This window comes from Streptosporangiales bacterium (assembly GCA_009379955.1).
Lineage (GTDB): Bacteria > Actinomycetota > Actinomycetes > Streptosporangiales > WHST01 > WHST01.
This window is the reverse complement of sequence record WHST01000035.1, coordinates 25,945-37,762: the sequence shown is the minus strand read 5'-3', so window position 1 is coordinate 37,762 and position 11,818 is coordinate 25,945. Positions and strand designations below refer to the sequence as shown.

Genomic DNA, 11,818 nt, shown 5'->3' with positions numbered 1-11,818 from the left:
ACGAGTTCTGCGGCGCCTGCGCCGGAACGGGCACGATGACCCGATGTCCGAGATCAGGCTCGACACGCTGCTCGCCGCGCGCTCCTCCCTGCGCCCGGGCGAGGTGGTGACCGTGATCGCCTCCGTGGCGGGCGAGCTGGCCCGGTGGCACGCTGCGGGCGCGGTGCACGGAGCGGTGACGGCCGCCGCGATCGAGCTCGACGCCGGCGGGCGCCCGCGGCTGTGCGGGCCGTCTCGGATGTCGCCCGGCGCCGACCGCGAGGGCGACGTGCGTGCGCTCGCCGAGCTCGGGTCCGGCCTGGTCGGGCCGTACCCGCCGCACGCCCTCGTCGCGGTGCTGCGCGAGGCGGCCACCGGGGGCACGGCGGCGGCGCTCGCGGCGAAGGTGCTCGGGGCGTGCCGGGCCGAGCCGGTACGCATCGGCGCGGCGCATCCCGGCATGGTGCACCCCGGCGCGGTGAACCCCGGCGCCACGCCTCCCATCGGGCCAGTGCCTCCCACCGGACCCGTGTCTCCCACCGTACCCATGTCTCCCGACCCGTTCCGGCCCGGCGCGCTGCGGCGTCCGGTCGCCTCGACCGGTGCGGTGCCGCGGTGGCAGCGCGTGGCCTCGACCGGCGCCGACCTCGTGCGCGGCAGGAGCCGACTGCTCGCCGTGGCACTGGTGCCGCTGCTCGTCCTGGCCGGCGCGCTGCTCTGGGAGGGTGCCGGGCGTGAGCCTCCGGCGCGCACGGCGCCGAGCGAGTCGCCGGCGGCGAGCACCACCGCGACGCGTACGCCGGCTCCCGACCCTGCGGCGTCCTGGCGCGCGAGGGTGGCGGAGCTCGACCGGCGCAGGTCCGTCGCGTACGGCGACGGCGACGTCGCCCTGTTGCGCGACGTCTACGTCCCCGGCTCGCGCGCGCTCGCGTCCGACACCGCGACGCTGCGCAGGTACGTGCGTGCCGGCCTGCGGGTCGGCGACCTCCGGCTGCGGCTGCTGACCGTGCGCGCGCACGCCGTCTCGCCCACCGCGGCGACGCTGCTCGTCACCGACCGGCTCCCGGCGTACGACGTGGTCGACGCCGCGGGCCGGGTCGTCCGTCGCGAGCCGGGGCGTGGTGCGGTGAGCTGGCGACTGAGCCTGCGTAGGGTGGGCGACGCCTGGCTGGTCGCCGACGTCCGCCGGGCCGGGTGAGTGGCACGCGTCGGGTCGCAACGGCGAAGGGGAGGCGGCATGCGCACCGTCGCATTCGTGCTCGGGGTGCTCGTCGCGCTGGCCGGGGGCGTCTTCACGCTCCAGGGAGTCGACATCCTCCAGGGCAGCACGATGACCGGTGACCCGAAGTGGGCCGCCATCGGCGTCGTCATGCTCGTCGTGGGCGTCGCCGGGATCGTGTTCGGGCTGCGCGGCAGGAAGCGTTCGTAACGAAAGAGTCTCTCGGCCCGAGCACCCGTAGCAGAATGGTGCGATGACGACCGACGTGTTGCGGATGGTGCGGGTACGGCAGCGCTTCTCGGCCGACGCGGTCGACGACCTCCCGGCGACGGTGCGGGCGGAGGTCGACCGGTTGCTCGCGAGCGGGAACGTGCCGCAGGGGGCGCGGGTCGCGATCACCGCCGGCAGCAGGGGCATGGCGCGGGCGGCGGAGGTCTACCGTGCCGCCGTCGACGCCCTCCGCGCCGCGGGCCACCGGCCGTTCCTCTTCACCGCGATGGGCAGCCACGGTGGTGGCACGGCCGCGGGCCAGCGCGACCTGCTCGACAGCCTCGGCGTGATCGAGGCCTCCGTCGGCACCGAGATCTCGTGCTCGGCCGACGTCGTGGACATCGGTCATACGACCGCGCCGGTCGCCGACCTCCCGGTGCTCGCCGCCCGCGAGGCGGCCGAGGCAGACGCCGTCCTTGTCGTCAACCGGGTCAAGCCGCATACGTCGTTCCACGGCACGTACGAGAGCGGCGTCATGAAGATGCTCTCGGTCGGCATGGGCCGGGCGCGCGGCGCGAGCATGGTGCACCGGCTCGGCTGGGGCAGCATGGAGCAGGCGGTCGAGTCGATCGCCGACGTCGTCCTGGCACGGCTCCCGGTGCTCGGCGCGATCGCCGTGGTCGAGAACGCCCACGAGCAGCCCGCACTCGTCGAGGGGATCCCCGCCGCCGACATCCGCGTGCGCGAAGCGGCGCTGCTCGACGTCGCGAGGGAGCGCATGCCGTACCTGCCCGTCGACGACCTCGACCTCTGCGTCGTCCTCGAGATGGGCAAGGACATCAGCGGCACCGGCATGGACACCAACATCATCGGCCGGCTCCGGGTCCAGGGACTCCCCGAGCCCGCCCGCCCGCGGATCGCGTACCTCGCCGTGCTCGACCTGACCGAGGCGTCGCACGGCAACGCCACCGGCGTAGGCCTCGCCGACTTCACTACGCAGCGGCTCGCCGACTCCGTCGACCGCGACGCGACCTACGTCAACTGCCTCACCAGCGGCAGCCCGGTCCGGGCCGCCGTGCCGATGACGCTGCCGGACGACCGCGCCGTGTTCGAGGCGGTCTGGCAGGCGCTCAAGCCGGAGCGGATGGGCGACGTACGCGCCGCCGTCGTCGAGAGCACGCTCCGCCTCGACGAGCTGTGGCTGTCGGAGCGCAGCGCGGGCGAGGCAAAGGACATCGAGGTCGTCGGCGACCCGGTCGCTGTCGGGTTCGACGGGACGGGCCGCCTGCGCCTCGGTTAGGCAGTCAGTCGAGGCCGAGGTCGGCCTCGAAGTTGCCCTCCTCGAGGCGCTCCTTGATCGTGGTCAGGAAGCGGGCGGCGTCGGCGCCGTCGACCAGGCGGTGGTCGTAGGTGAGCGCGAGGTAGACCATGTGCCGGACGGCGATGGTCTCGCCGAGGTCCTCGTCGTCGATCACGACCGCGCGCTTCACGACCGTGCCCGTGCCGAGGATGCCCATCTGCGGCTGCACGATGATCGGGGTGTCGAAGAGCGCCCCGCGGCTCCCGGTGTTGCTCAGCGTGAACGTGGCGCCGCCGAGCTCGTCGGGGGACACCTTGTTGGCCCTGGTGCGCTCGGCGAGGTCGGTGATCTTCCTGGCCAGCCCGGCGAGGTTGAGGTCGCCGGCGTGGTGCGCCACGGCGGCGACCAGGCCGCGCTCGGTGTCGATCGCGATGCCGAGGTGCTCGGCGTCGTAGTACGTGACCTCGTTGGTATCGGCGTCGATGCTCGCGTTGAGCTTCGGGTGCTGCTTCAGGGCCTCGACCGTCGCGAGCGCGAAGAACGGCATGAACGACAGCTTCACGCCCTCGCGTGCCTGGAAGTCGGCCTTCGCGCGGTTGCGGAGCCGCGCGATCTTCGTGACGTCGGCCTCGACGACGGTGGTCAGCTGCGCCGCGATCTGCAGCGACTCGACCATGCGCTTGGCGAGGATCGACCGCAGGCGCGACATCTTCTCCGTCGTGCCGCGCAGCCGGTCGGCGGCCTCGGACGGAGCCGCGTGCGCCGGGGCACCCGCCGCGGGGGCCGCCGGTGCCTGCTGCCGCGGCGCGGACTGCTGCCGCTTCGCGGCGTCGAGGACGTCCTGCTTGCGGATGCGCCCGCCGACACCGCTGCCCTGCAGTGCCGAGACGTCGACGCCGTGCTCGGCGGCGAGCTTGCGGACCAGCGGCGTGAGGTACGGACCCTCGCCGCCCCCCGGCCCCTGCTGTGGTGCGGGTGCCGCCGGCGGCGCGGGAGTGGCCTGCGGTGTGGGAGCGGCCGGCGGCGGTGGGGGAGCCTGCTGCCGCGGGGGAGCCTGCGGCTCCGGCGGCGTCGGTGCCTGTTGCGCCGGGGCGGCGGGTGCGGGCGGCTCCTGCTGCTGCTGCTGCGGGGCCGCGTGCTGCGGTGCCGGCGCGGACGCCTGCGCGCCGGCGTCGCCGATGGTGGCGAGCTCGGCGCCGACCTGGACGGTCTCGTCCTCGCCGACCTTGATCTGCAGCAGCGTGCCGGACGTGGGGGCGGGGATCTCGGTGTCGACCTTGTCGGTGGAGACCTCGAGCAGCGGCTCGTCGGCCTGTACCTGGTCGCCCTCCTGCTTCAGCCAGCGGGTGACCGTGCCCTCGGTCACGCTCTCGCCGAGCTGCGGCATGGTCACCGGCGTGCCCGCCGCCGAGCCGCCGCCACCACCGGACTGCTGCGGCGGCGCCGACTGCTGCGGCTCCTGCGCCGCCGGCTCAGCCGGCTGCTGTGGTGCCGGCTCCTCCTGCTGCGGGGGAGGCGCCTGCTGCTGGGGTGCCTGCGCCTGGCCGTCGGACTGCGGCGCGCCGCCGCCGGACTCGCTCGCCTCGCCGATCGTCGCCAGCTCGGCGCCGACCTGGACGGTCTCGTCCTCGCCGACCTTGATCTGCAGCAACGTGCCCGAGGTGGGGGCGGGGATCTCGGTGTCGACCTTGTCGGTGGAGACCTCGAGCAGCGGTTCGTCCGCCTGGACCTGCTCGCCTTCTTGCTTCAGCCAGCGCGTGACCGTGCCTTCGGTCACGCTCTCACCGAGCTGCGGCATCGTGACGGAGACCGACATGCGTCGTCCCTTTCCTTTAATGCGCCGTTGCTGTCGTGCCTAGCGGGGGCCGCTAGCCGTGAACGTGAAGCGGTTTGCCGGCGAGGGCGAGGTGTGCCTCGCCGATCGCCTCCGACTGGGTCGGGTGCGGGTGGATGAGCTGAGCGACGTCGGCCGGCAACGCCTCCCAGTTGTAGATGAGCTGGGCCTCCGCGGAGAGCTCGCCCATCCGCTCGCCCACCATGTGGATGCCCACCACAGGGCCGTCCTTCTGCTGGACGAGCTTGACCGCTCCCGAGGTCTTGAGGATCTGGCTCTTGCCGTTGCCGGCGAGGTTGTAGTCGAACGTGGTGACGGCGTCGGCGCCGTACCTCTCCACGGCCTGCTGCTCGGTGAGGCCGACCGAGGCGACCTCCGGGTTGGAGTACGTGATGCGGGGGACGCCGGCGTAGTCGATCGGCACCGGGTCGAGCCCGCCGAGGCGCTCGGCGACGAGGATGCCCTCGGCGAAGCCGACGTGCGCGAGCTGCAGGGTCGGGATGAGGTCGCCGACGGCCGAGACGCCGGGCACGCTGGTCTGGCAGTACTCGTCGACCTGCACGAAGCCGCGGTCGACGCGCACGCCGATCTCCTCGTAGCCGAGACCGGACGACACGGGCCCGCGGCCGACCGCGACGAGGAGGACCTCGGCGTCGATCGTCTTGCCGCCCTCGAGCGACACGGTGACGCCGGTCTCCGTGGTCTTGACGCCCTCGAACCTCGCGCCGAGCTCGGCGGTGATCTTGCGCCGGCGGAACGCCCGCTCGATGAGCTTCTGGCTGGAGAGGTCCTCGGGGGGGAGCAGGTGGGGCAGCATCTCGACGATCGTCACGTCGGCGCCGAACGACCGCCAGACGCTCGCGAACTCGACGCCGATCACGCCGCCGCCGAGGATGACGGCCGACTTCGGGATCCAGTTCATCCGCAGCGCGTGGTCGCTGGTGATGATCCGCTGCCCGTCGATCTCCAGGCCGGGGAGGCTCTTGGGCACCGAGCCCGTGCCGAGCAGCAGGTGCCTGCCGGTGAGGACCTGGTCGCCGACCCGCACGGTGGTCGGGCTCTCGACCCGTCCCTCGCCCTCGATCAGCGCGACCTTGTGCGCCTTGGCCAGGCCGGTGAGGCCTTTGTACAGGCCGCCGACCACCTTGTCCTTGTACGCGTTGACCTGCTCGATGTCGATGCCGCCGAACGTGGCGGTGACGCCGAAGTCGGCACTGTGCTGGACCTGGTCGGCGACCTCGGCCGCATGGAGCAGCGCCTTGGTCGGGATGCAGCCGCGGTGCAGGCACGTGCCGCCGAACTTGTCCTTCTCGACGACCGCGACCGTCATGCCGAGCTCGGCCGCGCGGAACGCCGCCGCGTACCCGCCGCTGCCACCACCGAGAACGACGAGGTCGTACGAGTTCGTGCCCGCGTCCGTCACCTGACGCTCCTTCGCTCATGCCTCTGTGCCGACCTACAGGATGCCAACGTGTCGACCTACAGGGTGCCAACGTGGCGACCTACCCGGATGCCATCTTGTCACCTGCCGGGCACCGTCCGGAAACGGGGCGATAGCCCGGTACGTCCGGTACGAACGCCCCGACCTCCCCGTACGCTCGCACCCCATGAGCGACGTGACCGGAAGCGCACGAGTGGTGACCGTTTCCAACAGGGCGAGCGCGGGCGTCTACGAGGACACGACGGGACCGTTGATCGCGGAGGCCCTGTCCGGCCTCGGGTTCGCCGTGTCAGGCCCCGTCGTCGTGCCCGACGGCGAGCCGGTGGAGGTCGCGCTGCGTGACGCGATCGCGGACGGCTGTGAGATCGTCGTCACAACCGGGGGGACGGGGATCTCGCCGACCGACCGCACTCCCGAGATGACCGAGCGTGTCGTCGACCACCAGGTGCCGGGCATCGCCGAGGCCATTCGCGCGCGGGGTCTGGCGCACGTGCCGACGGCGATCCTGTCCCGCGGCGTCGCGGGAGTGGCAGGTCGCACGCTGGTGGTCAACCTGCCGGGCTCGCGCGGCGGTGTCCGCGACGGGCTCGCCGTGCTCGAACCGATCCTCGTCCACGCCCTCGACCAGCTGCGCGGCGGTGACCACCCACGGACACACGGAACGCCGTGAGGGTGCCGATCATCGCCGCAGGCCAGTAGGTTCGGCGCGTGGCAGAGGGCAGGTCGGCGGCGGCAGCCGCGCAGTATCCCGCGCTCCGGCGGCTGCTGGGAACCATGACGGGGAGCTGGCGCGCGGCGAACGAGGACGCGGTCGGCTTCCTCGTCGCGGGCGCGCGCGCCCAGGCCGCCGGTGACCGTGCCCACGCCGAGACGCTCGTCGGCGAGCTCGACGACCTGCTGGCGGCGTCGACCTCGGAGTTCCACTACATCCAGGTCGTCATCGAGTCGGGAGCGCACTTCAGTCCCTACGGCGAGTTCCCCTCGGCCGAGTCGTTCGTCCGGACGCTGCGCGACCGCCTGGCCGCGCCGCCGCCCGCCGGCCCGTCGTCCCCGCCGAGGGCGCGTGCGCCGGTGCCCGAGCCGGAGGCCGTCGACTTCCCCCTCCTGCGCCGCCTGCTCAGGTCCCTGTGGTCGGGCTGGCGTGACCACAGCGACGACGTCGACGTCGTCGACCACCTGGGGCTCGAGACGCGCGATCTCGTGGAGCTCGAGGGGATCGAGCCCGCGTCCCTGCTCGCCGAGATCGACCGGCTGCTCTCGTCCGGCTGGTCCCGGTCGGAGCACACGCACTTCCTCAGCGACGCCGGTGCGTACTACTCCAGGGCCGGGACGGTCGAGCAGTTCTGGCGCGACCTGCGCGAGCAGGTGGCCGAGCTCGGCGCCGGGCTGCCGCGGCCGATGGTCGACCCGGGCGCCGTCACCACGGAGACGCTCGACGCGCTGTCGCACGGGGCGTTCGGCCGGGCGATGACGGGACTCGTCCGCCGCTACGCGACCCCGGCCCTGCGGACGGGGGAGTTCGCCGGCTTCCGGTCGAGGTTTGCCGACCGTCTCGACAAGGTCCTGCCCCAGTGGGTGGAGCGGTACGTCGACCGTGCCTGCCACGTCGCCCAGTGCGTGGTCGACGACGCGACCTGGACCAGGGCGCGGTGGATGCGGTCGGCGATCGAGCTGCTCGTGACGGAGTTCGCCGGCTCCGACGCGGCGGCGTTCGTCGACCCGCACCAGGTGGCGGTGATCGACGGCCTGCTGAGGTCGCCCGTCGCGCGGTTCGGCCGGGTCGCCGGCTCGTCCGAGCCCGAGCTCCCCGACTCCCACTGGTGGTGGCGCCAGGAGGCGCAGGGTGCCGTCGGGCACGTCGGCCTGCCCACGCACCTGCGGTGGTACCGCGGGTGGGGCACCTGGCAGGCGCGCGTCGACGTCCGCGAGGACGACGCCGCCCAGCCGAACGCGCCGGCGCACCTGTCGGCGCGGATGATCCGCGCCGGGCTGGTCGGGCTCGCCGGTGTCTTCGCGCCGCGGGACGCCACCGTCGCGGTCCAGGTGCTCGGCGACGGCGGCAGCGCGCGGTGGGCGGGCAGGTCGCTGTCCGCGCGGGTCATCGGCGACCGCCTCGTGGTCGACGACGCGCGACTCGCGGCCGCCCCCGACGGCGAGCGCGTGATCACCTCGGCGACGATCCGCGGGACGGTCGGCGACGTCGACGCCTGTTGGTCGGCCGAGCTGGTGGGACCGGTCGGCGGGGCCTCCGCCGGCGACGACTCCTGGGGATGGGCCGTGCTGGTGGTTGACCGGTCCCCGGCGTCCGACGGCGACGGCACGCTCGCGGAGGCCCTGCGCGGCTGGGAGTACGAGCTCGGCGCGCCTCTCCTCGACTGGTGCTCGGCCGTGGCACCCACGCTGATCGGGCGGTACGGCTGGGAGGGCGAGACGTTCGCGCACGATCCGCCCCGGGCGCACCCGCTGCTGACCGGGATCTCCCGCCACCTCTGGGACGGCGACCTGCAGCTCGGGCTGACCGGCCTCGCACGGGTGTACGCGGACGAGCTGTTCGACCACCTCGACGGGCGTCCGTGGGAGGACGACTGGATCGCGGCCCTGCGCTACGTGGGCGCCGACGGATGGGCGGAGTTCGTCGGGCGGCTCGTGCACTGGACCAGGGAGCTCAGCGCGCGGGAGTGGTACGTCCTGTGCGCCACGAGGTCGGGCATCCAGTTCGTCGACGAGGAGCTCGGGGGCGAGCGGCTCGCCGGGCTCGTCGACCCGCACCGGGTACGCACGCTCGACGTGGCGATGCGCGCGTTCGGCCACCTGTTCGGGCCGGTCCCGCTGTCCGCGGTGCCCGGCCGGCTCCACCGGATCCACAAGTGGTGGCGTTACCCGGCGGGCACTCCTGCCGGTGATGAACAGGCGGACCTGCGGCAGCTCGTCGTCGGCCTGCGCTCGGAGCTCGACCGCACCGACCGGCCCACCGGTGCGGAGACGTCGACGCTCACGACGATCCTGCGCGGGTGCGAGCGCGTCCTCGACGGCACGCTCGTCGGCTTCGGTGCGCGCGACGCCGAGACGGTGTGCGGGCTGGTCCTGGAGGGCTGGAGCGCGGACGCGGCGCTGTCGCACCAGGTGCTCGGGTACTTCCAGCCGATCAAGCACCACGAGAGCCTCTGGACCCTGCCGAAGGGCAGCACCTGACGCCGCGCCGTGACCTCGCGGTCTACCCCTCGCGCGGCCGGGAGGAGTAGCGTCTGGTGTGGTGGTGACGATGAGTAGCTCGATGACTACTGCCTATCCGCTCGTGCGACGGCTCCTCGGCACGCTCGCCGACGACTGGCGCACCGAGCGGCCCGACCCGATCGAGTTCCTCACCGGTCACGCCGATGAGGCCTGCGACGACGTGGCGGCCGTGGCCACCGAGCTCGACGAGCTCTGCGAGTCGGCCGGGTCGGAGTACGACTACGTCAGCGTCATCGTGGAGTCCGGCGCCCGGTTCACGCCGTACACCGAGTACGGCAGCGCCGAGCTCTTCCTGACCCGGCTGCGCGACCGGCTGGCCGAGGCCGCGGCCCACGTGCCCGCGTCCGCGAGGGCCGCCGAGGTGCCGGCCCTGACCTCGGCTCCGGTCCCGGCCGCGCGGGTCGCCACCGGGCTGTCGGCCTGTCCGCGCCTGCACTCCCTCCTGGTGATGCTCTATGCCAAGGGTTGTGCGACCACGAGCCGGGTGCTCGAGGAGGTCGAGCACGGCCTCGGCCGGCTCGTCGAGGTCGCCGACGTCGACCCGGGCGCGATCGCCGCGGAGCTCGCCGAGCTCCTGGAGGAGGGCCGCTCGGAGGCCGACTTCGCCGAGGTCGTGGCGCGGTCGGGCGCGCACTTCACGTACGACGCCGCCTGCCCCACCACCGGCGACCTCCTGGTCGGTCTCCGCGAGCGCCTGGTCAGCCCGGTCGCCGCGGGACCGGAGATGGCGGGCACGCCCGCGGCCGTGATCGAGGGCACGCTCGCGGCGCTCAAGCGGGGCGACCTGCACCCGGCGATGACGGGACTCGTCCGGATGTACGGCGTCCCGGAGCTGCGGATCGCCGACTTCCCCGCGTTCGAGGCGAGGGTCGGTGACCTGCTCGACCACGTCCTGCCGTCCTGGGTCGCCGACTACGTCGACGACGCGACGCAGGTGGCGCAGACCGTCGCGGACGACGCCGACTGGACGCGGGCCAGGTCGATGAGGTCCGCGCTCGAGCTGCTCGTCACGACGTACCGCGACCGGGCGGCGGCGGAGTTCGTCGACCGCGCCGAGATCGCCAGGATCGACGCCCTGCTCACCGCGCCGACGTGCCACTTCGGCGTCGCGGTCGGCCGCACCGCGCCGAGGTTCCCCAACTCGCACTGGTGGTGGGTGCTCGACCCGCCCGCGGAGTCGGCGGCCAACCGCGCCGGCCTGCCGATGCACCCGCGCTGGTACCCCGGCCGCGGGGTCTGGCGCATCGAGCTGCCGATGCCGGGTGACGGCGGCGCGGGCGCCTCGGCCGAGCTCGCGGAGCGGATGGTCCGCGGCACGCTGTCCGCGTTCGGCGACCTGTTCGAGCCGCGGACCGCGACCGCGATGGTCCAGGCGCTCGGAGCCGACGGCGCGGTCCTCTGGGCCGACGCCTCGCTCGGCGCCGAGGTCCGCGGCGACCACCTGGTCGTGACCGACCCCGACCTCGCCCACGCGCCGGTCGCCGGTCGCGTCGTCACGGCGGCCACCGTCCGCGGCGCGTTCGGCCGCGGGGGGCATCGCGCGGCGCTCTCGGTCGAGCTGCTGCGCCGCCGCGGCGACGACGACCGCGAGGTGACGTCGGGCGGATGCGCGGTGCTCGTCGTCGACGCGGAGCTCGAGGCCGTCGACAACGGCGCGCTGACCGAGGTGCTGCGGGCGTGGGAGGACGAGCTCGGGGCGCCGATCTCGGACTGGCGGTCGTCCACCCGTCCGACGATGGTGAGCCGGTACGGCTGGGGTCCGGGCATGTTCGGTGCCGATGCGGCACTGTCGCGGCCGCTGCTGCACGGCGTGTCCAGGCACCTGTGGCGGGGCGAGCTGCGGCCCGGTCTCGCCGGCCTGTGCCGGGTCTTCGGCGCGGGCGTGCTCGACGGGATCGACGGCACCGCCTGGCGGGAGGACTGGATCGCCGCGCTCGCGAACGGCGGCAGGCGGGCGGTCGAGGTGATGTTCGCCGACCTCGTCGACACCACGCGGCTGCTCGACTACCCGCGCTGGCACCTGCTGTGCGCGGTGCGGTCGGGAGCGCAGCTCGTCGCCGACGAGTTGCAGGACGAACGCCTCGCCGGGCTCTTCCCCGTCGCCGGCATGCGGGCGCTCGACGACGCGATGCGCTCGTTCGGCCGCCGCTTCGGCCCGGTGCCGGCCGCGCACGTGCCCGGCGACCTGTACGAGCGCCACCCGTGGTGGCGCTTCCCGTCGGACGAGGCGAACGCCGGCGAGCCCGTCGAGCTCGGCGACCTGGTCGACGCGTTGTGGGCCGAGCTCGACCGTCCCCTGCACGAGCGCAGGAGCAAGGCGCCGACCCGCAGCCTCGCCTCCGTCCTGCGGACGGCGCGCAGGGTCGCCGAGGGTGAGGCCGCGGGCTTCACCGAACGGTCCGCGAACGACGTGTGCACCGAGGTGACCGAACACTGGGATCTCGGCGCCGCGATGAGCGACGATCTGCTTCGATACTTCCAGCCGATCGCGCAGGGGAGCAGCTGGCCGCTCCCCGGACAGCCGGACTCCCGCGCCGGTGGAGCGGGAACCCGGGCCATGCCCGATCGTTCACCCTAGGGTGAGACGCTCCCGTGGCGTCC

Annotated in this window: 8 protein-coding genes; 6 read left to right on the top strand and 2 right to left on the bottom strand. The window is 73.7% G+C overall.

The window, feature by feature from the left end; translation table 11 throughout:
* Positions 1-43: 43 nt before the first annotated feature.
* From GEV10_12905 to GEV10_12895, 3 genes are read left to right on the top strand one after another with little or no spacing between them, the layout of a single operon-like run.
* Positions 44-1,177, top strand: a complete 1,134-nt coding sequence (locus GEV10_12905; protein ID MQA79355.1) for a hypothetical protein — start codon at positions 44-46, stop codon at positions 1,175-1,177.
* Positions 1,178-1,216: 39 nt separating this feature from the next.
* Positions 1,217-1,408 (top strand): hypothetical protein, encoded by a 192-nt coding sequence (locus tag GEV10_12900; GenBank protein ID MQA79354.1) that lies wholly within the window; start codon positions 1,217-1,219, stop codon positions 1,406-1,408.
* 43 nt (positions 1,409-1,451) lie between these two features.
* Positions 1,452-2,708, top strand: coding sequence for a DUF362 domain-containing protein (locus GEV10_12895; GenBank protein ID MQA79353.1), 1,257 nt, complete (start codon positions 1,452-1,454; stop codon positions 2,706-2,708).
* 4 nt (positions 2,709-2,712) lie between these two features.
* Here the strand turns inward: GEV10_12895 and sucB are convergent, their stop codons facing one another.
* Together sucB and lpdA are read right to left on the bottom strand one after the other, a co-directional pair.
* On the bottom strand, positions 2,713-4,524 hold the full coding sequence (sucB, locus tag GEV10_12890; GenBank protein ID MQA79352.1) for a 2-oxoglutarate dehydrogenase, E2 component, dihydrolipoamide succinyltransferase: 1,812 nt from the start codon (positions 4,522-4,524) through the stop codon (positions 2,713-2,715).
* Between the two features lie 52 nt (positions 4,525-4,576).
* Positions 4,577-5,965: a dihydrolipoyl dehydrogenase gene (gene lpdA, locus GEV10_12885; protein ID MQA79351.1), complete on the bottom strand. Its 1,389-nt coding sequence runs from the start codon at positions 5,963-5,965 to the stop codon at positions 4,577-4,579.
* 184 nt (positions 5,966-6,149) lie between these two features.
* Here lpdA and GEV10_12880 point away from each other — a divergent pair, with 184 nt between their 5' ends.
* The 3 genes from GEV10_12880 to GEV10_12870 all read left to right on the top strand — a co-directional run bounded on the left by GEV10_12880 (position 6,150) and on the right by GEV10_12870 (position 11,795).
* On the top strand, positions 6,150-6,653 hold the full coding sequence (locus GEV10_12880) for a MogA/MoaB family molybdenum cofactor biosynthesis protein (GenBank protein ID MQA79350.1): 504 nt from the start codon (positions 6,150-6,152) through the stop codon (positions 6,651-6,653).
* Between the two features lie 38 nt (positions 6,654-6,691).
* A complete protein-coding gene (locus GEV10_12875) occupies positions 6,692-9,175 on the top strand; it encodes a hypothetical protein (protein MQA79349.1) in 2,484 nt (827 codons plus the stop codon).
* Between the two features lie 82 nt (positions 9,176-9,257).
* Positions 9,258-11,795 carry a hypothetical protein gene (locus GEV10_12870; protein MQA79348.1) on the top strand — a complete coding sequence of 846 codons (2,538 nt, stop codon included), beginning with the start codon at positions 9,258-9,260 and terminating at the stop codon, positions 11,793-11,795.
* Positions 11,796-11,818 lie beyond the last annotated feature (23 nt).

Bases quoted from the DNA above. Each gene is read 5' to 3' on its own strand.
- GEV10_12895 (MQA79353.1), top strand. From the start codon at position 1,452: ATGACGACCGACGTGTTGCGGATGGTGCGGGTACGGCAGCGCTTCTCG.
- GEV10_12880 (MQA79350.1), top strand. From the start codon at position 6,150: ATGAGCGACGTGACCGGAAGCGCACGAGTGGTGACCGTTTCCAACAGG.
- GEV10_12905 (MQA79355.1), top strand. From the start codon at position 44: ATGTCCGAGATCAGGCTCGACACGCTGCTCGCCGCGCGCTCCTCCCTG.
- sucB (MQA79352.1), bottom strand. From the start codon at position 4,524: ATGTCGGTCTCCGTCACGATGCCGCAGCTCGGTGAGAGCGTGACCGAA.
- GEV10_12900 (MQA79354.1), top strand. From the start codon at position 1,217: ATGCGCACCGTCGCATTCGTGCTCGGGGTGCTCGTCGCGCTGGCCGGG.
- GEV10_12870 (MQA79348.1), top strand. From the start codon at position 9,258: ATGACTACTGCCTATCCGCTCGTGCGACGGCTCCTCGGCACGCTCGCC.